At 52.0% G+C, this 25,327-nt stretch carries 18 protein-coding genes; 9 read left to right on the top strand and 9 right to left on the bottom strand.

Annotated elements, in window-relative coordinates:
• Positions 1–11 precede the first annotated feature (11 nt).
• A complete protein-coding gene (gene pyrD, locus ACJHYO_RS19680) occupies positions 12–1,022 on the bottom strand; it encodes a quinone-dependent dihydroorotate dehydrogenase (RefSeq protein ID WP_033555418.1) in 1,011 nt (336 codons plus the stop codon).
• Between the two features lie 236 nt (positions 1,023–1,258).
• Here pyrD and ssuE point away from each other — a divergent pair, with 236 nt between their 5' ends.
• The 5 genes from ssuE to ssuB are packed head-to-tail and all read left to right on the top strand — an operon-like array spanning position 1,259 to position 5,495.
• A complete protein-coding gene (gene ssuE, locus ACJHYO_RS19675; RefSeq protein ID WP_001263946.1) occupies positions 1,259–1,834 on the top strand; it encodes an NADPH-dependent FMN reductase in 576 nt (191 codons plus the stop codon).
• The gene (ssuA, locus tag ACJHYO_RS19670) at positions 1,827–2,786 is read left to right on the top strand and encodes an aliphatic sulfonate ABC transporter substrate-binding protein SsuA (RefSeq protein WP_001226260.1); all 960 of its coding nucleotides are present in this window, start codon (positions 1,827–1,829) and stop codon (positions 2,784–2,786) included. The genes ssuE and ssuA overlap by 8 nt, the downstream gene beginning before the upstream one ends.
• Positions 2,783–3,928 carry an FMNH2-dependent alkanesulfonate monooxygenase gene (gene ssuD, locus ACJHYO_RS19665; RefSeq protein ID WP_000055986.1) on the top strand — a complete coding sequence of 382 codons (1,146 nt, stop codon included), beginning with the start codon at positions 2,783–2,785 and terminating at the stop codon, positions 3,926–3,928. The genes ssuA and ssuD overlap by 4 nt, the downstream gene beginning before the upstream one ends.
• 11 nt (positions 3,929–3,939) lie before the next feature.
• Positions 3,940–4,731, top strand: a complete 792-nt coding sequence (gene ssuC, locus ACJHYO_RS19660; protein ID WP_000235189.1) for an aliphatic sulfonate ABC transporter permease SsuC — start codon at positions 3,940–3,942, stop codon at positions 4,729–4,731.
• Complete coding sequence (gene ssuB, locus ACJHYO_RS19655) at positions 4,728–5,495, top strand: aliphatic sulfonates ABC transporter ATP-binding protein (RefSeq protein WP_001090484.1); 768 nt, start codon at positions 4,728–4,730, stop codon at positions 5,493–5,495. The genes ssuC and ssuB overlap by 4 nt, the downstream gene beginning before the upstream one ends.
• Before the next feature lie 194 nt (positions 5,496–5,689).
• On the opposite strand, the gene pepN is transcribed toward ssuB, so the two are convergent.
• Complete coding sequence (pepN, locus tag ACJHYO_RS19650; protein WP_085455266.1) at positions 5,690–8,302, bottom strand: aminopeptidase N; 2,613 nt, start codon at positions 8,300–8,302, stop codon at positions 5,690–5,692.
• 265 nt (positions 8,303–8,567) lie between these two features.
• Between pepN and pncB the strand changes: the two genes are divergently transcribed.
• The 4 genes from pncB (at position 8,568) to aspC (ending at position 14,390) form a co-directional block, all read left to right on the top strand.
• Positions 8,568–9,770: a nicotinate phosphoribosyltransferase gene (gene pncB, locus ACJHYO_RS19645; protein ID WP_085455265.1), complete on the top strand. Its 1,203-nt coding sequence runs from the start codon at positions 8,568–8,570 to the stop codon at positions 9,768–9,770.
• A 168-nt stretch (positions 9,771–9,938) separates the two neighbouring features.
• The gene (gene asnS / locus ACJHYO_RS19640) at positions 9,939–11,339 is read left to right on the top strand and encodes an asparagine--tRNA ligase (RefSeq protein WP_000117881.1); all 1,401 of its coding nucleotides are present in this window, start codon (positions 9,939–9,941) and stop codon (positions 11,337–11,339) included.
• A gap of 581 nt (positions 11,340–11,920) precedes the next feature.
• Positions 11,921–13,009, top strand: a complete 1,089-nt coding sequence (ompF, locus tag ACJHYO_RS19635) for a porin OmpF (protein WP_000977927.1) — start codon at positions 11,921–11,923, stop codon at positions 13,007–13,009.
• 190 nt (positions 13,010–13,199) lie between these two features.
• The gene (gene aspC / locus ACJHYO_RS19630) at positions 13,200–14,390 is read left to right on the top strand and encodes an aspartate transaminase (RefSeq protein ID WP_001682772.1); all 1,191 of its coding nucleotides are present in this window, start codon (positions 13,200–13,202) and stop codon (positions 14,388–14,390) included.
• 49 nt (positions 14,391–14,439) lie between these two features.
• On the opposite strand, the gene gloC is transcribed toward aspC, so the two are convergent.
• The 7 genes from gloC to cmoM all read right to left on the bottom strand — a co-directional run bounded on the left by gloC (position 14,440) and on the right by cmoM (position 25,200).
• Positions 14,440–15,087, bottom strand: a complete 648-nt coding sequence (gene gloC, locus ACJHYO_RS19625) for a hydroxyacylglutathione hydrolase GloC (RefSeq protein WP_001109453.1) — start codon at positions 15,085–15,087, stop codon at positions 14,440–14,442.
• A gap of 26 nt (positions 15,088–15,113) precedes the next feature.
• A complete protein-coding gene (locus ACJHYO_RS19620; protein ID WP_001295932.1) occupies positions 15,114–15,662 on the bottom strand; it encodes a YcbK family protein in 549 nt (182 codons plus the stop codon).
• A gap of 180 nt (positions 15,663–15,842) precedes the next feature.
• Positions 15,843–17,690 carry a L,D-transpeptidase gene (ldtD, locus tag ACJHYO_RS19615; protein ID WP_085455264.1) on the bottom strand — a complete coding sequence of 616 codons (1,848 nt, stop codon included), beginning with the start codon at positions 17,688–17,690 and terminating at the stop codon, positions 15,843–15,845.
• A 260-nt stretch (positions 17,691–17,950) separates the two neighbouring features.
• Positions 17,951–22,411, bottom strand: coding sequence for a chromosome partition protein MukB (mukB, locus tag ACJHYO_RS19610; RefSeq protein WP_021523903.1), 4,461 nt, complete (start codon positions 22,409–22,411; stop codon positions 17,951–17,953).
• Complete coding sequence (gene mukE / locus ACJHYO_RS19605; RefSeq protein WP_001295931.1) at positions 22,411–23,115, bottom strand: chromosome partition protein MukE; 705 nt, start codon at positions 23,113–23,115, stop codon at positions 22,411–22,413. Before mukE ends, mukB begins: the two co-directional genes overlap by 1 nt.
• Positions 23,096–24,418 carry a chromosome partition protein MukF gene (mukF, locus tag ACJHYO_RS19600; protein WP_001288856.1) on the bottom strand — a complete coding sequence of 441 codons (1,323 nt, stop codon included), beginning with the start codon at positions 24,416–24,418 and terminating at the stop codon, positions 23,096–23,098. The genes mukE and mukF overlap by 20 nt, the downstream gene beginning before the upstream one ends.
• Positions 24,415–25,200 (bottom strand): tRNA uridine 5-oxyacetic acid(34) methyltransferase CmoM, encoded by a 786-nt coding sequence (gene cmoM / locus ACJHYO_RS19595; RefSeq protein WP_001313712.1) that lies wholly within the window; start codon positions 25,198–25,200, stop codon positions 24,415–24,417. Before cmoM ends, mukF begins: the two co-directional genes overlap by 4 nt.
• Positions 25,201–25,327 lie beyond the last annotated feature (127 nt).

The following is a 25,327-nucleotide window of genomic DNA, read 5'->3' as shown; positions in this document are numbered from 1 at the left end:
TGAAGAAATAATTAGATATGGGTAACGATTTCTTTAATCAGCGGCGGGCCTTTAAAAATAAAACCAGAATAAATTTGCACCAGTGAGGCACCCGCAGCAATCTTTTCACGCGCAGCGATAACCGAGTCAATGCCGCCAACACCAATAATCGGCAAGCGTCCGTTTAATTCCTGTGACAAGCGGCGAATAATTTCGGTGCTTTTTAACTGAAGCGGACGACCACTTAAGCCACCGGTTTGATCACAATTTTTCATTCCCTGAACCAGAGAACGATCGAGTGTGGTATTGGTTGCAATAACGCCATCAATATTATGGCGAACTAAACTATCGGCAACCTGGCTCAATTCTTCTTCAGAAAGATCCGGCGCGATCTTCACTGCGATCGGCACATATTTATGGTGCATCACTTGCAAATCATTTTGTTTATTTTTAATCGCAGTTAAGAGATCATCCAGCGCTTCACCATATTGCAGTGTGCGTAATCCTGGGGTATTTGGCGATGAAATATTGATGGCGATATATCCCGCATAGGCATAGATTTTTTCCATACAAATCAGATAGTCATCTTTACCCTGCTCCACCGGCGTATCTTTATTTTTGCCGATGTTAATACCCAGAACGCCGTCATAATGGGCTTTTTTTACGTTCTCTACGAGGTTATCAACGCCAAGATTATTAAAGCCCATACGGTTGATCAAACCTTCGGCATCTACCAGACGAAAGAGACGCGGCTTGTCATTACCTGGCTGGGGACGTGGCGTGACGGTACCGATCTCGATGGATCCAAATCCCATCGCGCCTAACGCGTCAATGCACTCCCCGTCTTTATCAAGACCGGCTGCCAGACCAAGCGGATTTTTAAACGTCAGGCCCATGCAGTTAACAGGTTTCGCAGGCACTTTCTGCCGCACCAGTGCTTCAAACGGCGTTCCTGTAATACGGCGTAATTGCTGAAAAGTAAACTCATGAGCGCGCTCTGGATCGAGCTGGAAAAGGGCTTTACGAACGAAGGGGTAGTACATGAACTCTCCTGGATTCCCGGTGTGCAAACCGGGGGCGTATTATGTGCGAGTTCGGACCAAAAGGGAATTGACCTGCGGCAATAAATAGCAAACGTTTTCTTATTGCGCTTTTTTTATGCTTTTTTTGGCTTTTCTTCCTCAGATAAATCATTTCGACTCGCGGACGCCCTCTGTCAGACTGACCGAATTGTTATCAATGTTAACAAAACAAGAACAATTGGTTATAAGGAGAGAGTATGCGTGTCATCACCCTGGCGGGTAGTCCTCGCTTTCCTTCTCGCTCCAGCTCCTTGCTGGAATATGCGCGGGAAAAACTAAATGGCCTGGATGTAGAGGTTTATCACTGGAATTTGCAAAACTTCGTCCCGGAAGATCTGCTTTATGCTCGTTTCGATAGTCCGGCACTCAAGACCTTCACCGAACAGCTGCAACAGGCCGATGGGCTGATTGTCGCCACGCCTGTGTATAAAGCCGCCTATTCCGGTGCACTGAAAACCCTGCTCGACCTGCTGCCAGAACGTGCGTTGCAAGGCAAAGTGGTGCTGCCGCTGGCGACAGGCGGCACCGTGGCCCATCTGCTGGCGGTCGATTATGCCCTTAAGCCAGTTTTAAGTACGCTGAAAGCCCAGGAGATCCTGCACGGCGTGTTTGCCGATGACTCGCAAGTAATTGATTACCAACACAAATCCCAGTTCACGCCAAATCTGCAAACTCGTCTTGATACCGCGCTAGAAACTTTCTGGCAGGCGTTGCACCGCCGCGATGTTCAGGTTCCTGACCTTCTGTCTCTGCGAGGTAATGCCCATGCGTAAGATCATTAAACTGGCGCTGGCGGGTTTACTTAGCGTCTCTACACTTGCTGTTGCCGCGGAGTCTTCGCCAGAGGCGTTACGTATAGGCTATCAAAAAGGCAGTATTGGTATGGTGCTGGCAAAAAGCCACCAGTTACTGGAAAAACGCTATCCGCAAACAAAAATCTCCTGGGTCGAGTTCCCCGCTGGCCCACAGATGCTGGAGGCGTTAAACGTTGGCAGTATCGATCTCGGCAGTACCGGGGATATTCCGCCAATCTTTGCCCAGGCTGCCGGGGCTGATTTGGTATACGTGGGCGTCGAGCCACCGAAGCCCAAAGCCGAAGTGATTCTGGTGGCAGAAAACAGCCCGATCAAAACCGTAGCCGATCTTAAAGGTCACAAAGTTGCCTTTCAGAAAGGTTCCAGTTCGCACAATCTTTTACTGCGAGCCCTTCGCCAGGCCGGGCTTAAATTCACGGATATTCAGCCCACTTACCTGACGCCTGCCGATGCCCGCGCCGCGTTCCAGCAAGGTAACGTTGACGCCTGGGCTATCTGGGATCCCTACTACTCCGCTGCATTATTACAGGGCGGCGTGCGGGTGCTGAAAGACGGCACCGATCTCAATCAAACTGGATCGTTTTATCTGGCAGCTCGTCCGTATGCAGAAAAAAACGGCGCTTTTATTCAGGGTGTGCTGACAACCTTTAGTGAGGCCGATGCGTTAACCCGCAGCCAGCGCGAACAAAGCATCGCTTTACTGGCAAAAACGATGGGCTTACCGGCACCGGTTATTGCCTCGTATCTGGATCATCGTCCTCCCACTACCATCAAACCGTTGAGCGCTGAAGTTGCCGCCTTACAGCAGCAAACGGCAGATCTGTTTTATGAAAACCGTCTGGTGCCGAAAAAAGTCGATATTCGCCAGCGTATCTGGCAGCCCACTCAACTGGAAGGAAAACAATTATGAGTCTGAATATGTTCTGGTTTTTACCGACCCACGGTGACGGGCATTATCTGGGAACGGAAGAAGGTTCACGTCCGGTTGATCACGGTTATCTGCAACAAATTGCGCAAGCGGCGGATCGTCTGGGCTATACCGGTGTGCTGATCCCGACGGGGCGATCGTGTGAAGATGCGTGGCTGGTGGCGGCGTCGATGATCCCGGTGACACAACGGCTGAAGTTTCTTGTCGCCCTGCGCCCCAGCGTAACCTCACCTACCGTTGCCGCCCGTCAGGCCGCCACGCTTGACCGTCTCTCTAACGGACGTGCGTTGTTTAACCTGGTCACAGGCAGCGATCCACAAGAACTGGCAGGCGACGGCGTGTTCCTTGATCATAGCGAGCGTTACGAAGCCTCGGCAGAATTTACCCAGGTCTGGCGGCGGTTGTTGCTTGGCGAGACTGTGGATTTCAACGGCAAACATATTCATGTACGCGGAGCCAAACTGCTCTTCCCGCCGATTCAACAGCCTTATCCTCCGCTTTACTTTGGCGGATCGTCAGATGTCGCCCAGGAGCTGGCGGCAGAACAAGTTGATCTCTACCTCACCTGGGGCGAACCACCGGAACTGGTAAAAGAGAAAATCGAACAAGTGCGGGCGAAAGCTGCCGCGCATGGACGCAAAATTCGTTTCGGTGTTCGTCTGCATGTGATTGTTCGTGAAACCAACAACGAAGCGTGGCAGGCCGCCGAGCGGTTAATCTCGCATCTTGATGATGAAACTATCGCCAAAGCACAGGCCGCATTCGCCCGAACGGATTCCGTAGGACAACAGCGAATGGCGGCGCTACATAACGGCAAGCGCGACAATCTGGAGATCAGCCCCAATTTATGGGCGGGTGTTGGCTTAGTGCGAGGCGGTGCCGGGACGGCGCTGGTGGGCGATGGTCCTACGGTCGCCGCGCGAATCAACGAATACGCTGCACTTGGCATCGACAGTTTTGTGCTTTCGGGCTACCCGCATCTGGAAGAAGCGTATCGGGTCGGCGAGTTACTGTTCCCACATCTGGATGTCGCCATCCCGGAAATTCCCCAGCCACAACCGCTGAATCCACAAGGCGAAGCGGTGGCGAATGATTTTATCCCCCGTAACGTCGCGCAAAGCTAAGGAACACGATGATGGCAACGCCAGTGAAGAAGTGGTTATTGCGCGTTGCTCCCTGGTTTTTACCGGTGGGCATCGTGGCGGTGTGGCAACTGGCCTCCTCGGTTGGCTGGCTATCGACGCGTATTTTGCCCTCACCGGAAGGAGTGGTGATGGCGTTCTGGACGCTCTCTGCCAGCGGCGAACTGTGGCAGCATCTGGCGATCAGCTCCTGGCGTGCGTTGATTGGCTTTTCAATTGGCGGATCACTGGGATTAATTCTGGGGCTGATTAGCGGGCTGTCACGCTGGGGAGAACGGCTGCTGGATACCTCAATTCAGATGTTGCGCAACGTGCCGCATCTGGCGCTGATCCCGCTGGTGATTTTGTGGTTCGGCATTGATGAATCCGCAAAAATATTTCTGGTGGCGCTCGGTACGCTATTCCCCATTTATATCAACACCTGGCACGGCATCCGTAATATCGACCGTGGGCTGGTGGAGATGGCACGTAGCTATGGATTATCCGGCATACCGCTGTTTATCCATGTGATCCTGCCTGGTGCCCTGCCCTCAATTATGGTCGGTGTGCGTTTTGCTTTGGGCCTGATGTGGCTGACGCTGATCGTTGCCGAAACTATTTCTGCCAATTCAGGCATTGGTTATCTGGCGATGAATGCGCGGGAGTTTCTGCAAACGGACGTGGTGGTAGTCGCCATTATTCTTTACGCCCTGCTCGGCAAACTTGCTGACGTCAGCGCGCAGCTGTTAGAGCGTCTCTGGTTGCGCTGGAACCCGGCTTATCATTTGAAGGAGGCCACGGTATGAATACTGCTCGTCTGAACCAGGGCACACCATTGTTGCTCAATGCAGTAAGCAAACATTACGCGGAAAATATCGTCCTGAACCAACTGGATTTACATATTCCGGCAGGTCAGTTTGTGGCGGTGGTGGGCCGCAGCGGCGGTGGCAAAAGTACCCTGCTGCGCCTGCTGGCAGGTCTGGAAACGCCAACCGCAGGCGACGTGTTAGCGGGCACCACACCGCTGGCTGAGATTCAGGATGATACGCGAATGATGTTTCAGGACGCGCGTCTGCTGCCGTGGAAATCGGTGATTGATAACGTTGGGTTAGGCCTTAAAGGCCAGTGGCGCGATGCGGCGCGTCAGGCTCTGGCTGCGGTAGGACTGGAGAATCGCGCGGGGGAATGGCCTGCCGCACTTTCTGGCGGGCAGAAACAACGTGTGGCGCTGGCAAGGGCGCTGATTCATCGACCAGGTTTATTGTTGCTTGATGAACCACTCGGTGCGCTGGACGCTTTAACGCGACTCGAGATGCAGGATTTGATTGTGTCGCTTTGGCTGAAGCACGGTTTTACCGTTTTGCTGGTGACGCATGATGTGAGCGAAGCGGTGGCGATGGCTGACCGGGTGTTGTTAATTGAAGAGGGAAAAATTGGTCTGGATTTGACGGTGGATATCCCCCGTCCGCGCCGGTTAGGGTCGGTACGATTAGCAGAGCTGGAAGCGGAAGTGTTGCAGCGGGTGATGCAACGTGGGCACTCTGAACAACCGATTCGACGTCATGGTTAATATGCCGGATGTGGCGCACAAAACCAGCATTTTCAACGGGATTGTAGGCCTGATAAGACGCGTCAAGCGTCGCATCAGGCAGTTGGGCACGACTGCCTGATGCGGCGTGAACGCCTTATCCAGCCTACAAAACCAGCAATTTCAACGGACTTGTAGGCCTGATAAGACGCGTCAAGCATTTTGGCTCAAAAGTATCAAGCCAGTGCTTTGGTGATCTTCTCGTACAGATCGCCAGAGAGATTTTCCAGCCCTTTCAACTGTTCCAGCGCCGCGCGCATTTTCTCCTGACGTTTGGCATCGTAACGTTTCAGGCGAATCAGCGGCTCAATCAGGCGTGAAGCCACCTGCGGGTTACGGCTGTTGAGGTCGGTAAGCATTTCCACCAGGAACTGGTAACCGCTGCCATCTTCGGCATGGAACGCTGCCGGGTTGCTGCCCGCAAACGCACCAATCAACGAACGAATGCGGTTCGGGTTGCTCATGGTAAATGCGCGATGCTGCAACAGACCACGTACCGTCTCCAGCACATTCGCCGCCGGGCTGGTGGCTTGCAGGATAAACCATTTATCCATCACCAGACCGTCCTGATGCCACTTGTCGTCGTACTCCTGCATCAGCGCGTCACGGCATGGCAGTTGTGCAGCAACCGCCGCAGAAAGCGCCGCCAGCGCATCAGTCATATTGTTTGCTTCGTGGAACTGCTTGCTCACCAGCACGTCAGCCAGATGCGTTTCACCAAAAGCGAGGAAGCGCAGGCAGGCATTACGCAGAGTGCGTTTTGCAATATCTTCATGCTCAACACGGTACTCGCTCTGGTAATTCGCGTTGTAAATAGCCAGCAGCTCATCTGCCAGTTCAGTCGCCAGAGTACGAGTGAGTGCTTCGCGTACTTCGGCAATAGCAATCGGGTCGATGATATCGAACAGTTCTGCCATTTCATTGACGGAAGGCAGCGTCAGGATTTCTGCCGCCAGCGCCGGATCAATCTTCTCATCGAGCAGCACCGCGCGGAAAGCGTCAGCCACATGCACCGGCAGAGACAACGGCTGCCCTTGCTGATGACGGGCGACGTTCAACTTGATGTAGGTTGCCAGCAAACTTTGCGCCGCGTCCCAGCGAGAGAAATCATTACGCGCATGACGCATCAGGAAGGTCAGTTGCTGATCGCTCCACTTATATTCCAGTTTCACTGGCGCAGAGAATTCGCACAGCAGCGCAGGCACCGGCTGGAAGTAGACATTATCAAAAACAAAGGTCTGTTCCGCCTGGGTGACGTTCAGCACGGAATTCACCGGATGACCGCCTTTCTGCAACGGGATCACTTTGCCTTCGTTGTCATACAGTTCGATGGCAAACGGAATATGCAGCGGTTGTTTTTCTGCCTGATCCGGCGTAGCTGGCGTGCGCTGGCTGATGGTCAGGGTGTACTGCTCAGTTTCCGGATTGTAGTCGTCTTTGACGGTCACAACCGGCGTGCCGGACTGGCTGTACCAACGGCGGAAATGGGAGAGATCGACATTCGACGCATCTTCCATCGCCTGCACAAAGTCGTCACAGGTCGCTGCGCTACCATCATGACGCTCGAAATAGAGCTGCATCCCTTTCTGGAAGTTTTCTTCGCCAAGCAGAGTGTGGATCATACGAATCACTTCCGCGCCCTTCTCGTAAACGGTCAGGGTGTAGAAGTTGTTCATTTCAATGACCATATCCGGGCGAATTGGGTGCGCCATCGGGCTGGCGTCTTCTGCAAACTGCAATCCGCGCATGGTGCGCACATTATTGATACGGTTTACCGCGCGGGAACCAAGGTCAGAGCTGAATTCCTGATCGCGGAAGACGGTTAAACCTTCTTTCAGACTGAGCTGGAACCAGTCGCGACAGGTGACACGGTTGCCGGTCCAGTTATGGAAATATTCATGGCCGATAACGCGTTCAATATCGAGGTAATCTTTGTCGGTGGCGGTGTCGGTGCGGGCCAGCACATATTTGGAGTTAAAGATATTCAGCCCCTTATTCTCCATTGCGCCCATATTGAAGAAATCCACCGCGACGATCATATAGATGTCGAGGTCATACTCCAGGCCGAAGCGTTCTTCATCCCATTTCATGGAGTTTTTCAGCGAGGTCATTGCCCACGGCGCACGATCAAGGTTGCCACGATCGACATACAACTCCAGCGCCACTTCACGGCCAGAGCGGGTAGTGAAGGTATCGCGCAGTACATCAAAATCACCTGCCACCAACGCAAACAGGTAACACGGTTTCGGGAACGGGTCCTGCCACTGTACCCAATGACGTCCATTTTCCAGTTCACCTTGCGCAACGCGGTTACCATTGGAAAGCAGGAAGGGATATTTGGTTTTATCGGCAATAATTTTGGTGGTAAAACGCGCCAGCACATCCGGGCGGTCGAGATAATACGTAATATGGCGGAAACCTTCGGCTTCACACTGGGTGCAAAGCGCATCGCCTGACTGATAAAGCCCTTCCAGCGCAGTATTCGCCGCCGGGCTAATTTCATTAACGATCTTAAGCGTAAAACGCTCCGGCAAATTACTGATGACCAGTGCGCCCTCTTCTTCTTTCCAGGCGGTCCACGGCTCATCATTAATATAAACAGAAACCAGTTTGAGGTCTTCGCCGTTGAGACGAAGCGGAACATCTGATGCACCATGACGGACAGCCTGGCTGACCGCGGCAACGACCGTCTTTTGCGCGTCCAGGTCAAAGGTCAAGTCAATATCAGTAATCTGGTAATCCGGCGCACGATAATCGTGACGGTATTTGGCTTGTGGCTGTTGAGTCATAAATAACCTTTAGCATCTTTTATAGAGTCTGGTGTTCAGTCTATTCCTGTTGCGTAAATCGCGCTATGCAGAATCTTCATCTTTTCAGGTACAAACGCCTTTATTGCTACATTTTTATAACATACACCGCGTTATGCCATCGACCAGAAAGGTGGCATATGGTGTGATCGGGGTTCAATAAATTGCGAAACAAGGTATACTCCAGCAGTTCCTGAAGATGTTTATTGTACTAAACGCTCCTGTACGAGGACGCTACTGCGCACCTATGACACAATTCGCTTCTCCTGTTCTGCACTCGTTGCTGGATACAGATGCTTATAAGTTGCATATGCAGCAAGCCGTGTTTCATCACTATTACGATGTGCATGTCGCGGCGGAGTTTCGTTGCCGAGGTGACGATCTGCTGGGTATTTATGCCGATGCTATTCGTGAACAGGTTCAGGCGATGCAGCACCTGCGCCTGCAGGATGATGAATATCAGTGGCTCTCTGCCCTGCCTTTCTTTAAGGCCGACTATCTTAACTGGCTACGCGAGTTCCGCTTTAACCCGGAACAAGTCACCGTGTCCAACGATAATGGCAAGCTGGATATTCGTTTAAGCGGCCCGTGGCGTGAAGTCATCCTCTGGGAAGTTCCTTTGCTGGCGGTTATCAGTGAAATGGTACATCGCTATCGCTCACCGCAGGCCGACGTTGCGCAAGCCCTCGACACGCTGGAAAACAAATTAGTCGACTTCTCGGCATTAACCGCCGGTCTTGATATGTCGCGCTTCCATCTGATGGATTTTGGCACCCGCCGCCGTTTTTCTCGCGAAGTACAAGAAACCATCGTGAAACATCTGCACCAGGAATCCTGGTTCGTGGGCACCAGCAACTACGATCTGGCGCGTCGGCTTTCCCTCACGCCGATGGGAACACAGGCACACGAATGGTTCCAGGCGCATCAGCAAATCAGCCCGGATCTAGCCAACAGCCAGCGAGCTGCACTTGCTGCCTGGCTGGAAGAGTATCCCGACCAACTTGGCATTGCATTAACCGACTGCATCACTATGGATGCTTTCCTGCGTGATTTCGGTGTCGAGTTCGCCAGTCGCTATCAGGGCCTGCGCCATGACTCTGGTGACCCGGTTGAATGGGGTGAAAAAGCCATTGCACATTATGAAAAGCTGGGAATTGATCCACAGAGTAAAACGCTGGTTTTCTCTGACAATCTGGATTTACGCAAAGCGGTTGAGCTATACCGCCACTTCTCTTCCCGCGTGCAATTAAGTTTTGGTATTGGGACTCGCCTGACCTGCGATATCCCCCAGGTAAAACCTCTGAATATTGTCATTAAGTTGGTAGAGTGTAACGGTAAACCGGTGGCGAAACTTTCTGACAGCCCTGGAAAAACTATCTGCCACGATAAAGCGTTTGTTCGGGCGCTGCGCAAAGCGTTCGACCTTCCGCATATTAAAAAAGCCAGTTAATATCATCAGGGAGCTAATCGGCTCCCTTTTTTTACCTTTAATTCCGAAATCTTTCGCTGCATTTGCGAATTCTGCTTGTCTGATTGCAGATGCCAGGTAACATAGGTATCCCCCCATTTACGGGTGGACAAGTGTTTATTTTTTCCGACTATTAACAGAGAGAATATTATGAGCGTTGTGCCTGTAGCCGACGTACTCCAGGGCCGCGTAGCCGTTGACAGCGAAGTCACCGTGCGCGGATGGGTACGTACCCGCCGAGATTCAAAAGCTGGCATCTCCTTCCTCGCCGTTTATGACGGTTCCTGCTTTGATCCTGTACAGGCTGTCATCAATAATTCTCTGCCCAATTACAATGAAGACGTCTTGCGTCTGACCACCGGCTGCTCGGTCATTGTGACGGGTAAAGTCGTGGCGTCGCCGGGCCAGGGGCAACAATTTGAAATTCAGGCCAGCAAGGTTGAAGTTGCTGGTTGGGTTGAAGATCCAGACACTTACCCGATGGCGGCAAAACGCCACAGCATTGAGTATCTGCGTGAAGTCGCTCACCTGCGTCCGCGCACAAACCTGATTGGTGCCGTCGCGCGCGTTCGCCATACGCTGGCGCAGGCGCTGCATCGCTTCTTTAACGAGCAGGGATTCTTCTGGGTCTCAACGCCACTGATTACCGCATCTGATACCGAAGGTGCAGGCGAAATGTTCCGTGTTTCTACGCTGGATCTGGAAAACCTGCCGCGTAACGATCAGGGCAAAGTGGATTTCGACAAAGACTTCTTTGGTAAAGAGTCTTTCCTGACCGTATCTGGCCAGTTGAACGGCGAAACCTACGCTTGCGCATTGTCCAAAATTTATACCTTCGGCCCGACTTTCCGTGCTGAAAACTCCAACACCAGCCGTCACCTGGCGGAATTCTGGATGCTGGAGCCGGAAGTGGCGTTTGCTAACCTGAACGATATCGCAGGTCTGGCTGAAGCCATGCTGAAATATGTCTTCAAAGCGGTTCTCGAAGAACGCGCTGACGACATGAAATTCTTCGCTGAACGCGTAGATAAAGATGCCGTTTCACGTCTGGAACGCTTCATTGAGGCCGATTTCGCGCAGGTGGATTACACCGACGCAGTGACCATTCTCGAAAACTGCGGCAGGAAGTTTGAAAACCCGGTTTACTGGGGCGTCGATCTCTCTTCTGAGCATGAGCGTTATCTGGCGGAAGAACACTTTAAAGCACCGGTAGTGGTTAAAAACTATCCAAAAGATATTAAAGCGTTCTATATGCGCCTTAACGAAGACGGTAAAACCGTTGCGGCTATGGACGTTCTGGCTCCGGGCATCGGTGAGATCATTGGTGGCTCCCAGCGTGAAGAACGTCTGGACGTGCTGGACGAGCGTATGCTTGAAATGGGCCTGAACAAAGAAGATTACTGGTGGTATCGCGATCTGCGTCGCTACGGTACTGTTCCGCATTCAGGTTTCGGTCTTGGTTTTGAACGCCTGATTGCTTACGTAACTGGCGTGCAAAACGTACGTGATGTTATTCCGTTCCCACGTACTCCGCGTAACGCCAGCTTCTAATTTAGCGTCTTCAAGAGCCAGCGCCCGCTGGCTCTTTTTTTATCCTTTCTGTCAAGTTATCTGTTTGCAACCCCACCATAACGATCATCCTGTTACGGAATATTACGCTGCAACATTTACGCACAAAAAATAATCTGCATTCTTATTGCGGATTAGTTTTTTCTTAGCTGATAGCACAATTTTCATACAATTTTTTTGGCATTCTGGATGTCTGAAAGAAGATTTTGTGCCTGGTCGATAAAGTTTCCATCAGAAACAAAATTTCCGTTTAGTTAATTTAAATATAAGAAAATCATATAAATAGATAAAAATTGCTGTAAATATCATCACGCTTCTATGGAAATATGACGGTGTTCACAAAGTTCCTTAATTTTTACTTTTTGTCACACATTTTTTCTTTTTGAAACCAAATCTTTATCTTTGTAGCACTTTCACGGTAGCGAAACGTTAGTTTGAATGGAAAGATGCCTGCAGACACATAAAGACACCAAACTCTCATCAATAGTTCCGTAAATTTTTATTGACAGAACTTATTGACGGCAGTGGCAGGTGTCATAAAAAAACCATGAGGGTAATAAATAATGATGAAGCGCAATATTCTGGCAGTGATCGTCCCTGCTCTGTTAGTAGCAGGTACTGCAAACGCTGCAGAAATCTATAACAAAGATGGCAACAAAGTAGATCTGTACGGTAAAGCTGTCGGTCTGCATTATTTCTCCAAGGGTAACGGTGAAAACAGTTACGGTGGCAATGGCGACATGACCTATGCCCGTCTTGGTTTTAAAGGGGAAACTCAAATCAATTCCGATCTGACCGGTTATGGTCAGTGGGAATATAACTTCCAGGGTAACAACTCTGAGGGCGCTGACGCTCAAACTGGTAACAAAACGCGTCTGGCATTCGCGGGTCTTAAATACGCTGACGTTGGTTCTTTCGATTACGGCCGTAACTACGGTGTGGTTTATGATGCACTGGGTTACACCGATATGCTGCCAGAATTTGGTGGTGATACTGCATACAGCGATGATTTCTTCGTTGGTCGTGTTGGCGGCGTTGCTACCTATCGTAACTCCAACTTCTTTGGTCTGGTTGATGGTCTGAACTTCGCTGTTCAGTACCTGGGTAAAAACGAGCGTGACACTGCACGCCGCTCTAACGGCGACGGTGTTGGCGGTTCTATCAGCTACGAATACGAAGGCTTTGGTATCGTTGGTGCTTATGGTGCCGCTGACCGTACCAACCTGCAGGAAGAGTCTTCCCTTGGCAAAGGCAAAAAAGCTGAACAGTGGGCTACTGGTCTGAAGTATGACGCGAACAACATCTACCTGGCAGCGAACTACGGTGAAACCCGTAACGCTACGCCGATCACTAATAAATTTACAAACACCAGCGGCTTCGCCAACAAAACGCAAGACGTTCTGTTAGTTGCGCAATACCAGTTTGATTTCGGTCTGCGTCCGTCCATCGCTTACACCAAATCTAAAGCGAAAGACGTAGAAGGTATCGGTGATGTTGATCTGGTGAACTACTTTGAAGTGGGCGCAACCTACTATTTCAACAAAAACATGTCCACCTATGTTGACTACATCATCAACCAGATCGATTCTGACAACAAACTGGGCGTAGGTTCTGACGACACCGTTGCTGTGGGTATCGTTTACCAGTTCTAGTTCTAATAGCACACCTCTTTGTTAAATGCCGAAAAAACAGGACTTTGGTCCTGTTTTTTTTATGCCTTCCAGAGCAATCTCACGTCTTGCAAAAACAGCCTGCGTTTTCATCAGTAATAGTTGGAATTTTGTAAATCTCCCGTTACCCTGATAGCGGACTTCCCTTCTGTAACCATAATGGAACCTCGTCATGTTTGAGAACATTACCGCCGCTCCTGCCGACCCGATTCTGGGCCTGGCCGATCTGTTTCGTGCCGATGAACGTCCCGGCAAAATTAACCTCGGGATTGGTGTCTATAAAGATGAGACGGGTAAAACCCCGGTACTGACCAGCGTGAAAAAGGCTGAACAGTATCTGCTCGAAAATGAAACCACCAAAAATTACCTCGGCATTGACGGCATCCCTGAATTTGGTCGCTGCACTCAGGAACTGCTGTTTGGTAAAGGTAGCGCCCTGATCAATGACAAACGTGCTCGCACGGCACAGACTCCGGGTGGCACTGGCGCACTACGCGTGGCTGCCGATTTACTGGCAAAAAATACCAGCGTTAAGCGTGTGTGGGTGAGCAACCCAAGCTGGCCGAACCATAAGAGCGTCTTTAACTCTGCAGGTCTGGAAGTTCGTGAATACGCTTATTATGATGCGGAAAATCACACTCTTGACTTCGATGCACTGATTAACAGCCTGAACGAAGCCCAGGCTGGCGACGTAGTGCTGTTCCATGGCTGCTGCCATAACCCAACCGGCATCGACCCTACGCTGGAACAATGGCAGACACTGGCACAACTCTCCGTTGAGAAAGGCTGGTTACCGCTGTTTGACTTCGCTTACCAGGGTTTTGCCCGTGGTCTGGAAGAAGATGCTGAAGGACTGCGCGCTTTCGCGGCTCTGCATAAGGAGCTGATTGTTGCCAGTTCCTACTCTAAAAACTTTGGCCTGTACAACGAGCGTGTTGGCGCTTGTACTCTGGTTGCTGCTGACAGTGAAACTGTTGAACGCGCATTCAGCCAAATGAAAGCGGCGATTCGTGCTAACTACTCTAACCCACCAGCACACGGCGCTTCTGTTGTTGCCACCATCCTGAGCAACGATGCGTTACGTGCGATTTGGGAACAAGAACTGACTGATATGCGCCAGCGTATTCAGCGTATGCGTCAGTTGTTCGTCAATACGCTGCAGGAAAAAGGCGCAAATCGCGACTTCAGCTTTATCATCAAACAGAACGGCATGTTCTCCTTCAGTGGCCTGACAAAAGAACAAGTGCTGCGTCTGCGCGAAGAGTTTGGCGTATATGCTGTTGCTTCTGGTCGCGTAAACGTAGCTGGGATGACACCAGATAACATGGCGCCGCTGTGCGAAGCGATTGTGGCAGTGCTGTAAGCGTTAAAACCGATGAAGCCCGCTTGAAAGCGGGCTTTTTTATGCACCTTTACCAGACGGGCATTTCGTCTTGCAGGAAGGGATTATGCAGGCGCTCATAACCAAGTGTGGATAATGGTCCGTGACCCGGAATAAATGTCACGTCATCCCCCAGTGGCAGCAATTTATCTTTGATTGAAGAAATCAGTTGATTATGATCGCCACGCGGGAAGTCACTGCGCCCTACTCCACCTTTGAAAATAACGTCGCCAGAAATCAGCAGCTTTGCCCGATCATCAAAAAACACGACATGACCCGGCGTATGCCCAGGGCAATGTAACACCTGTAAAGTCACATTCCCTATGCTGATGGTATCGCCTTCGTTCAGCCAACGATCTGGCGTCAGCGGCTGGCACTCTTCCAGACCAAACATACGACTTTGCGCAGGCAAGCCTTGCAGCCAGAACTCATCTTCTTTTTCCGGGCCAAAAACCGGCACGCCGTAATGTTGCGCCAGTTCCGCCGCTGCGCCAACGTGGTCCAGATGACCATGAGTCAGCAGGATCTGCATCAGTGTCAGGCCGCTGGCATCAACTTCCTGTTTGATTTTTTCCGCATCGCCGCCAGGATCGACCAGTGCGGCCAGACGGGTTTGTTCACACCAGATCAATGAACAGTTCTGGGAGAATGCGGTGACCGGAATAATACGATAGTTCATACTGCCCCTGTTTCGTTAAGCGATTACTACCAGTGCCGTGCTGGCCCGGTATCAATATGCACAAAGTTACTACGTGGGTAATATCCTACACCACCTGCGCGCATAGATAACGCGGCTTTGCGAATATTGCTTAACGCGATACCTTCAATGTGGAAATCCATCGCCTGGCCTTTAGTGTGATAGCTTTTCTTCGCTACTCCACGGCTGCGGGCGCGTAGTTCATTGTTGGTATCAATGGAACGATAACCGGAAATGAGTTGCACCGGTTTGCGGGTGCCTAACAACCCTTGCAGGCGATACAACTGGTCGAATAATCCTGGGTCGATGGACTTTATTTTGTTCGCGCGGTAATCGCGGAAAAAATGGTTAAGTTTTGCCAATTCTTCCTGAATATAGCCTCTGCCATCGAAAAACTCCGCTTTGATTGACTCTCCGGTATGAAGATTATTGAGTGTCAAAATGCGCGGGCGTGGGGTAGAGAGTGTTGCAAACGCCGGGGTCGGCAGGATGGCGGCACCGAGTGCAACGCCACCAAGCGCCAGCAGTTTGCGGCGATTAGCGTCGAATTTGTCCATGATAATCAAGTCTACAGGTCAATGTTATCGTTTATATGCACTTCTGGCGCACAAGAGGCACCTTAACCGCCCGTAAAGCAGACGTCAAGATGACTCAACCCCAGCAGTGACGAGGGCTGCAGAGAATCGCCCCCGATCATGCTAATTATTACGACAACTGATTTCCCCGAACTACTTCATTTACCTGATTAATTGTTCCGCTTTCGATACAATTTGCGAGCTGGATCGCGCAGGCAGATCATAATTGTAAATATCTGTACGATACTGGGTACGACCATCTGCACCAACAAAGGCCGTCAGATAGTAGAGATTCACCGGAATCGACTGCCGAATATTGACGTAACGCGTATCGCCCTGCTTCAGCGCATCAGAAATACGTTTGTCATTCCAGCCTGCATCCTGCAACAGCATATTCGCCAGATCGGAAGCTTTATTCACTCGTACACAGCCTGAGCTAAATGCGCGTGTATCACGCTTGAACAGATTGTGGTTCGGCGTGTCATGCAAATAAATGGCCTCTGAACTCGGCATATTGAATTTATAGCGCCCCAGCGAGTTCCGTGGGCCTGGAGCCTGCTGGAAGCGGAACGGTAAATTCGAGGCCGTGATTGTAGACCAGTCAACCTGCCATGGGTCAATCGCTTCTCTGCTGTTCCAGCCGCGCATCACCGTATAGCCATGGCTTTCGAGATACCCAGGATCATTGCGCACTTTCGGCAGAATATCTTTGCGTGCCAGAGTTGGTGGTACGTTCCACGGCGGGTTTACCACCACGTTGTTAAGGGCACTGCTCATCATCGGCGTTTTGCGATCGGGGCGACCGACAATGACTCGCGAATCCAGCACCTGATTGCCGTTCTGATAGTAGACCAGCGAATAGGCCGGAATGTTAACCATGATCCCGGTAGAAAGCTCTGTTGGCAGCAAGCGCAATCGCTGGATGTTGAGTGCCAACACGCCAGCACGCTGGGCGGGCGTTACGTTTAACCAGTCACGCGTTGCCGGGCCAATAGCACCATCTGCTCCCAATCCTTGCCATGTCTGAAAACGTTTAACGGCTTCCACCAGTTCATTATCGTAGGCGGCACGAACGACAGGCACAGGTTTACTACGAGACGTAGTTTGCTTGTCCATCGGCTTAGTTTCTGCTGTTTCAATAGTAACAGCGGATGGGCTGACTATCGCGTCAGTTGGCGTGTCATCGCCAGGTAGCGTAATTTTCGGTCCCCCGTCCAACATGCCTGTACGTTGCAATATTTCGCGCAACGCCGGTACGTCGTTACTCCACTGTCCTGGGCGCAACGTTGCTTTGCCGGTCAGTTGGGGCCACGGTTTGGTGTCACTGAGTAAGGCCAGTAACGATTCATGCATCGCCGCATATTGCGGATGCTGCGGTGCCAGTCCTGCAACAAACGTCGGCAATTGACCTTTATCCAGCGCCAGCTGCCATTGGTTAATCACCGAAAGCGGCGGCGTTGAAAGCGCATAAGGTTTACTGCTATATAGCCAGCGAGTGCCTTTGACCGGAATATTTGCAATGAAATGGAGATAGCCCATCATCGCATCAGAGAGCACCACGTCGCGTGTCATCCCGTTAACACCAGGATCGGTCAGTAACTCTACCCATTTATTAAACTGCGGCTGGAAACCGGCAATCGCCACCTCTGCCAGCTGTTGCTGGAAGGCTTTAACAGCATCACGGTTTTCCCACATGGGTTGCATATCGCGTGCGGCATACAACAATTGAAGCTGGTTAAGATAAACCGGCTTATAACCTGCGGGTAATTGAGATTCGATTTGCGTGCGGGCTTTTTCAGCCGCACCTTCAGGCAATGGCTGGATCCCCGCCATTATTGCCGTGGCTTGCGCCTGCGGCAGTGCCTCGCCCTGTTCACTGACAGCCACCGGGCTGTCGCCAGGGATTACTTCAGGCTCATCGGCCTGCGCATTGAACAGTGGAGCGAATGTTACGGCCAGGCACAAACTGATTGCCGACAGCCGACGACCACACATCATATTAAGCAACATCCCTTGCCCCCTGTTTTTATCATACTCTGAATAGCCAGGCTGTTATTTTACGACTTGCCTGTACAACGCCAATACTCACGAAAGTATGACGAGCAAGCCTGTTACTCATCAGGCTTATCTTCAGTATATAAACGCCGATACGTTTTTACATAACCTAATGTAAAGAAGTTTAAAGAAAAGCGCGCCGTAATGTGCCACTTTTTTAGTGCAGAAACGGAGTTTTCGGAAAAAGAAAAGGCGGCATTGCTGCCGCCTTAATTTTAACTCGCCTGAGAAGGCGCTTCGTCACTTCCTGGAAGCGTTTCAGGGAGTTGAGGCGCAAATCCTCGCAGGCCGACGACGTGAACGTGTTCGGTATTCTGGAAGACTTTACGCACCAGTTTATAGGTGGTGCCTTTCTCCGGGCTGATATTTTCCGGCGCTGCGATAATGAGCTGCATTTGCAAACGTTCACACAATTCAAACAGCGTGGCGATGGAACGGGCATCCAGTCGCGCTGCTTCATCGAGGAACAGCAGGCGGCAAGGAGAGATATCTTTACCGCGCAGGCGGCGAGATTCATCTTCCCAGCTTTGTACCACCATCACCAGAATCGACATACCGGTACCAATAGCCTCACCGGTCGACAGTGCGCCAGACTCCGCGCGCAGCCAGCCATCGGAACCACGGTTAACCTCAACTTCCATTTCCAGATAGTTGCGGTAATCCAGCAGTTCTTCACCGATGGTCTGCGGCGTGCGCTGCCCCATATCAATCTGCGGGTTAAGACGTTGATACAGTTTCGCCAGCGCTTCTGAGAAGGTCAGGCGGTTGCTGTTAAACAGATCCTGATGCTGCTCGTGCTGTTCAGAGAGCACATCCAGCAGCATGGCGTGCGTTTCACGTACGTTCACGTTCAGACGTACGCTGTTCACCTGGCCAAACGATACGTTCTGCAACCCCTGGTTGAGCATACGGATACGGTTCTGCTCGCGCTGAATGGTTTTGCGAATGATGTTCGCCACGCTGCGGGAACTGATCGCCAGTTTCTGTTCACGGGAGGTTAATTCTTCGGTCAGACGGCTAAGCTCGATCTCCATCTGTTCGATAGCTTCCACCGGATCATCGGTACGAATAATATCCTGACGAATACGTTCACGCAGATGCTGATAAACCGCCACGAAGAACTGAATTTTACGTTCCGGACGTTTTGGATCTTCCGACATCCGCAGCACGTCGCGCAGATGTTCGTTATCCGCCACCGCCAGACGCAGCGCACCTAACGCCTTATCCGACATGGAGCGCAAATCATCAGCGGAGAGATAAGCCAGCTCACGACGGTGTAAGCGACGCTCAACGCCATTATCTTTCACCATGCGCATCACCGCACACCAGCCCGCTTTGGCGGTCACTACCTGCTCGCGCATCTCAAAGTAATCCCGCTCCAGCTTGCGCAGTTTACGGGTCAGGTTGTCCATCTCCGCTTCGCAGAATGTAAGCGCTTTTTCCAGTTGATTGCGTCGTGAACGGTTATTGCTCAGTTGCGCGTGCAACTCGTCACGGCGAATACGTGCCCGCTCTTCTGCCCCGCTATCAGCACGCACGCCGATATCCTGCAATTCACGTTGCAGATCGTTAAGTAGCTCTTTTTTGGTGTCATACGAACTTTTCAGCGAAGCCAGCACCTGGTTGTACTGATTCAACTGCACTGCGTGTCCGCGCAACGCTTCACGAGCGCGGGTACGCTCCGCTTCCGCCTGTTCCAGACGTTCACGCAGTTTTTCGTTGAGATCGCTGTTACCGCTAAGCATTTCTGCCGAGTCAGAGTAGCTAAAGTGCGCACGACGCTGCACCACTTCCGTCAGGGCAAACGCCTGCTGACGGGCATCGCGCTGCATCTGCTGAGAGTACGCGTAATCTTCTTTTAACTGTTCGAACTGTTCCGGGTCGCTCTGCAATACCGAAACGATCGGTTCCAGTTTCGCCAGTTGATTGCCAAACTGCTGAACAAAACGCGCGGCTTCCTGGGCTTCATCCAGACGTTCGCGGATTTCATCGACGCGATCCGCCAGGCTGTCATCAGCCAACAGGTTGAGACGCGGCAGAATGCGGTTCAGCGCCGTAACGCCCTCTTTCGCCTGCTCAAACTGAATACGCTGCTGCTGGTTATCATTTTCATGATTACTCAACGCCCGTTCCAGTTCGACGCGACGGCTGTTCAGTTGACGGATTTCTGCTTCCGGGTCAGACTCAAACGCCACCGCCAGATGACTGCCGATAAAGCGGCTGAACGCCTGATGCAGACGCTGGGTTTTCTGTACATCAAAGGAGAGCGTGGCGAAGCGTTCGGAAAGCACTTCACGCTCGGCATGGAGGCTTTCAATACGGCTTTCACGCGCAGCACGACCAAACAGCGGCACTTCCGGGAAACGTGAATAACGCCACTGACGATCGGCGATTTTCACCACCACCGCTTTTTCCAGCTCATCAACGCTGAACACGCTGTCATCGAATGACTGCGGATCCCCTTCGATCAAATAGAGATCTTCCGGGCAATCGGTCAAGCCTTCCAGGTGTTCGGTTACCTGTGACAGATCTGGCACCACGATGGCGTGGCGTGACGGGCCATACAGTGCTGAGAAGTACGGCGCATCTTCCAGGCTAACGTCGTCATAAATTTCTGACAGCAGCACACCACCAAAACGCTCCGCCAGCGCGTTCAGACGCTGATCTTCAGAACCACCTGGCTGGCTTAAACGTTCGATCTCTTCATCGACGGCGTTTTTGCGCGCGCCTACTTCATCGCGTTCAACAATTGCCTCGCGCTCGCGCTCCAGCAACTGTTGCAGAAATTCGGTGACATCCTGGCTGGAGGTGAACTCTTCGCCGCACTGTTCGCTCAACTGGTTGAGACTGTTTTGCGCTGCCAGCCAAACCGGCGCACGCTGCATCAAACTCTGAATGCGAGACTGCAGCTGTTCCTGCTCCTGGCGCAGTGCCATCCGCTCTTCTCGGGCGTTAGAGACGCTATCGGAAAGAGAGGCAATGCGTGCTTCCAGCTCCTGATGCAGAGCTTCCAGTTCATCAATATCAAAATTCTTGCCCTGACGTTTGCAGAAATCTGCCAGCAGACGCTCAGCTTCTTGCTGCTCACGCAGACGCTGTTCCAGTTCGCTTAAGCGCATCCGCAACGGCTGAACCTGCTCTGCCAGGTGACGCTGATCGACCCCTTCGCGCAATAGTTCGCGAGCGACATCCCACGCCTCGTTACGCGCCAGCGGGCCGTTGATTGCCACCACCAGCTGATAAGCCTGCTCAAACTGGCTGTGCGCGGTTTGCGCCATGCTCATTTTCTGCTCAAGAGAGAGCATTTTTTCGGTCGCTTCCAGCTCTTTCGCCTGGAAGGTTTCCAGCCATTCGGCAGCGCTGTCGGCGGTTAAGTCCGGCAGATGGCACAGTTCTTTGGCACGATTAAGCGCAGCAATCGCCTGGTTATACTGGATCGCGCGCGTTTGCTGGACGTCCAGCGCCTGCTGGTAGTCAGCAAGCTGGCTTTTCAGCTCGTCCACTTCCAGTTCGGCAGCTTCCGCACGAGCCTCGTTCTCTTCCTGGCGTTCGATGGCTTCTGCCACCACTTCGTTTTGCTCTTCCAGACGGATCTGCAGCTCATCGAGATCCGCTTCGTAGCGTTCGATCTTCTCCTGCTGACGCAGTGCGGTTTGCACCAGGTTCAGGTGATCGCTGGCCGCCTGATAATCCGCTTCCAGATCGCCTTCGGCACCGTTGTGCTCTGCCAGCTCACGCGCCATATCGACGTGTTTGTACTGCTCAGCCGCCAGTTGCTGACGCGAAGTATGTAGCTCGCGACGAAACTCCAGGGCCTTATCGAGATGAACACGGCGCTCGTTGGCGTGACGCATGTAGTCCGCCGCCACGTAGTTGGTGGCTTCGCTGATCAGATGCTTAAACAGGTCACGGTCCGACTGGGTGACACGAATCGCTTCCAGCGTCATGCGGTTTTCACGCAGCGCCGCTTCCATGTCCTGGAACGCTTTCCGCACCCCACTGTTTTCCGGCAACAGGTAGTCGCGCAGAGAACGAGTAATGGCGCTGGAGATCCCGCCATACAGCGAGGCTTCGATCAGACGATAGAATTTACTACGGTCAGACGCTGAGCGCAGACGACGCGCGATGATGCCCAGATCGAACATCAGCGAGTGGTAATCGGTAATGGAGTTGAACTGTTTAAACTGCACGCCTTCCATCGCCTCGAGCTTGTCTTTCAGCTCGTTAAGCGGCAGCACGCGCGCCTGGCGTTCGTTCAGAGTTTCGGTCACCAGTTGTGTCGGCTGCACCGACATCGGCAGGCCCTGAATGGCAAATGGTTTGATATCCACTTTACGATCGCGTCCGGCAACCTGTTGCAGACGCACACCGACCACTACACGCTGGTGGCGCGAGTTAATGGTGTCGAGCATCGAATAACAGACACCCGCTTTCAGCTTACCGTGCAGACCTTTATCGCGCGAACCGCTGGTGGCCCCGGCTTCCGTAGTGTTACGGAAATGCAGCAGGGTCAGATCGGGGATAAGCGCCGTAACGAACGCCGCCATGGTGGTGGATTTACCCGCCCCGTTACCGCCAGAAAGCGTCGTGACCAGCTCGTCAAGGTCAAAAGTTCGGGCAAAAAAGCCGTTCCAGTTAATCAGCGTCAGTGAGCGAAATTTACCGCGTTCAATCATTATTCTTCCTCTCCGCTATCTGGCTGACTCTCTTCGGTTTCATCGTTGAGTTGCAGATGATTTTCAATCGGCATTGCTTCGCCGTCACGAATCAGGCGACGCTGTGCTTCACGGGGATCGTCGCCAGCACGCACATCGGCTCCGAAGCGGAACACCGATTCGGTAATGCGGAACTTGCTGCTGTCGTGGCCCATAAACCACACCATGCCTAAACGACGCAGACGGTTGAGCGAAGAACGTACTTTTTCCTGCAACTTCTGACGGTCAACGTCTGAACCGGTTGAACGGTTGTTCACCAGTTTCAGCAGTTTCGCTTCATCGGCCAGGGTGAGCAGTTCGTCGTACAGTTCCTGTTGAGTAAAAATCCCCTCATTCGCCAGCCGTTCCGGGCTGAGATAGAGATAACAGAGGATTTTCCCGACCATCATATCCAGTTCCGACAAGACGGAACGAGGGATCAGCGTGGTGGAACGTGGGCGTAGATAGAAGAACCCTTCCGGTGCACGAATAAGCTCAACGTTATAACGCGCGTAAAACTCTTCCAGATATTCCTGAAAATCCATCAGGAATGCATGATTATCCAGTTCGTCGAGGCCAATATGGCGGCCTGAACGTAAGGCGCTATCCAGCGCCGGAAATAACGGATTCGCCAGCGCCTGCGCCAGCTTAACCGGCATCACTTGTTCAATATTTGTCGATGACATGCGCCTGTACCTTGGCTCCGTAATCATTAATCGGCTGCCATTTCGCTGGCAGTCCGGTGAAATCTGCTTGCGCTACGCCAAGACGTACCGCCTGATCAATAACAATGCGCGCAACGTCAAAGTGACGTGCACGCGGATACTGTGACAGATATTCGCGTACCACCAGACCAAGATCCAGCGGCACTTGTCTGGTTTTGTACACGGCAAGTTGTTCTTCGATGATCGCCGCCAGCTGTTCGCGGATCTCGTTAAACTCTTCGTACTCCAGATCCTCAGGAAGTTCCCCAGTCACTTCTTCATCGCGCAGTACCATCTCTTCGTCACGCATATCCAGCAGACGATCGGCATTGGCATAAGTTAGCGCCCACGGCTCATCAAAATAGGTTTGTACCGACTGACGTAACCGCTGAGCAAAGACGCGGTTTTTATCCATATCGATTGCGGTACGGATAAATTTGTGTACGTGGCGGTCGTAGCCAATCCACAAGTCGATGGATTGCTGGCCCCAACTGATAATACGGTCAAGTTTGCTCTGCAGATCGAACACCAGACGATCGACAAAATGCAGATCGTCATGGGTCATCGTCGCATCCTGAATGCGCAACAGATTAGCCTGCAATTTGTCGCCTGCCGCTTCCAGCGTATCCTGCAATTCACGCAGCGTTCCGGAAGTTTCTGAAAGCAACAATTCACAGCTGGAGATCGCCGCCCGCCAGTCTTTGTTCAACAACTGGGCGATATCATCTTTCACCTGCTGCTGCTGTTCGTCCATCAGACGTTGCGTCAGGTCAATACTGTCGAAAATTTCTGCTACCGAATATTTCAGTGGCGCATAGACATTACGGTGCCAGTGAAATTCATCACCGCCCTCTTCGGCGGCATCTGCTGCGCGTTTTAGCTCACCCGCCACAATCGACAACTGCATAGAAAGACGCAGCGTAGAAAACTCGCGCTGACGAATGTAATAGTCAGTGATGCCGATGCCGAGCGGCGTCAGACGGTAAATTGCGTTCCCTTCCGCCTGCTCGCTGGTAAAGCGGTTCAGCAGACGTTGACGCACCATGTCGTTGATCGCGTTGTTGGCGCGCACGCCGATGGTTTCGCTGGTTTGCTCAAACGCATCACTCACATGGCGGAATGCATCCACCAGCTCGCCTTCACTCATCTCACCATCCAGACGCTCGCCGTTCAGCGTGGCAACCGCCAGCAGAAAAGAGAGTCGGTCTACCGGCAGCGAGATGGAGAAGTCATTTTTTCTGGCCCAGGCAACCAGTTCGGGGACTGTCTGGGAAAATTCACTCATACTTTATCCTTGCTCTGCGGTTTGCGCGCGGTGACATGAATATAACGCCCCAGGGTAATATACGGTTCCTGACGGCAATAACGCGTTTCTAATTCAAGTAATGCTTCATAGCAGTCGCGCTGCTGGTGCTTCTCGCGCAGATAATCATGAAACACGCGAACGCCTGTCTTACCCATAATTTGCCAACCAGCTTCTTCCAGCCACAGATAAACCTGCGCCGGGTCGCGTGGATAATCTGGCGAAAGCGTCCGTTTTTTCTTTTTCGGCATTCCCGCCTGCACGTAATCAAAATTCCCGGCGACCATGTTATGCATCAACAAACCATGCGCATTGTAGAACATTAACGACAACACACCGCCTGGACGCAAAACTGACCACAGGGTCTGTAATACGCTGCGGGGATCGGCCACCCACTCCAGCACCGCATGGAACAATATCAGATCAACGGGCGTTTCCAAATGCGAAGCAACATCCTGAGCGGCGCAATGTATAAATTGCATGTCGTCGCTCACACCTTTTGCTTCTGCCGCCTGTTTTGCGCGGTCGATCATCTGCGCAGAAAGATCGCATAAAATGACCTGATGCCCGCGCTCGGCCATTTTGATTGCGGTCTGCCCTTCTCCGCCGCCAGCATCCAGCACACGCAGTTTTTGCGGGCCCATTTCCGCCAGCACGCGATCGAGATCCTGCCACAGAATAGCCTGTCGAAGCTGCCCTTTGGTGGTGCCGTAAATGTTACGGGAAAACTTTTCCGCAATATCATCAAAATTGCGATCCTGCATTGCTTTCTCCACCGGTTGGCTAAGACGTTTTCTGATAAAGACGCTATTTTGTCACAGCCACGGCGAGAATGAACCCGTCTGGTGTAATATCGCTGGCGATCCCTTGCTATATGGTCAAAAAAGGAAC

Source organism: Escherichia sp. WS1118 (assembly GCF_046487695.1).
In the GTDB taxonomy this organism is placed as follows: domain Bacteria; phylum Pseudomonadota; class Gammaproteobacteria; order Enterobacterales; family Enterobacteriaceae; genus Escherichia; species Escherichia coli.
The sequence above is the reverse complement of the archived record's forward strand: the minus strand, read 5'-3'. Positions and strand labels throughout refer to the sequence as shown.

Excerpts from the sequence above, each read along its gene's own strand:
- mukF (WP_001288856.1), bottom strand. The coding sequence starts at position 24,418 with ATGAGTGAATTTTCCCAGACAGTCCCCGAACTGGTTGCCTGGGCCAGA.
- ACJHYO_RS19620 (WP_001295932.1), bottom strand. The coding sequence starts at position 15,662 with ATGGACAAATTCGACGCTAATCGCCGCAAACTGCTGGCGCTTGGTGGC.
- gloC (WP_001109453.1), bottom strand. The coding sequence starts at position 15,087 with ATGAACTATCGTATTATTCCGGTCACCGCATTCTCCCAGAACTGTTCA.
- ssuD (WP_000055986.1), top strand. The coding sequence starts at position 2,783 with ATGAGTCTGAATATGTTCTGGTTTTTACCGACCCACGGTGACGGGCAT.
- ssuE (WP_001263946.1), top strand. The coding sequence starts at position 1,259 with ATGCGTGTCATCACCCTGGCGGGTAGTCCTCGCTTTCCTTCTCGCTCC.
- ssuB (WP_001090484.1), top strand. The coding sequence starts at position 4,728 with ATGAATACTGCTCGTCTGAACCAGGGCACACCATTGTTGCTCAATGCA.
- cmoM (WP_001313712.1), bottom strand. The coding sequence starts at position 25,200 with ATGCAGGATCGCAATTTTGATGATATTGCGGAAAAGTTTTCCCGTAAC.
- mukB (WP_021523903.1), bottom strand. The coding sequence starts at position 22,411 with ATGATTGAACGCGGTAAATTTCGCTCACTGACGCTGATTAACTGGAAC.
- ompF (WP_000977927.1), top strand. The coding sequence starts at position 11,921 with ATGATGAAGCGCAATATTCTGGCAGTGATCGTCCCTGCTCTGTTAGTA.
- ldtD (WP_085455264.1), bottom strand. The coding sequence starts at position 17,690 with ATGTTGCTTAATATGATGTGTGGTCGTCGGCTGTCGGCAATCAGTTTG.
- pncB (WP_085455265.1), top strand. The coding sequence starts at position 8,568 with ATGACACAATTCGCTTCTCCTGTTCTGCACTCGTTGCTGGATACAGAT.
- mukE (WP_001295931.1), bottom strand. The coding sequence starts at position 23,115 with ATGTCATCGACAAATATTGAACAAGTGATGCCGGTTAAGCTGGCGCAG.
- aspC (WP_001682772.1), top strand. The coding sequence starts at position 13,200 with ATGTTTGAGAACATTACCGCCGCTCCTGCCGACCCGATTCTGGGCCTG.
- ssuA (WP_001226260.1), top strand. The coding sequence starts at position 1,827 with ATGCGTAAGATCATTAAACTGGCGCTGGCGGGTTTACTTAGCGTCTCT.
- asnS (WP_000117881.1), top strand. The coding sequence starts at position 9,939 with ATGAGCGTTGTGCCTGTAGCCGACGTACTCCAGGGCCGCGTAGCCGTT.
- ssuC (WP_000235189.1), top strand. The coding sequence starts at position 3,940 with ATGGCAACGCCAGTGAAGAAGTGGTTATTGCGCGTTGCTCCCTGGTTT.
- pepN (WP_085455266.1), bottom strand. The coding sequence starts at position 8,302 with ATGACTCAACAGCCACAAGCCAAATACCGTCACGATTATCGTGCGCCG.
- pyrD (WP_033555418.1), bottom strand. The coding sequence starts at position 1,022 with ATGTACTACCCCTTCGTTCGTAAAGCCCTTTTCCAGCTCGATCCAGAG.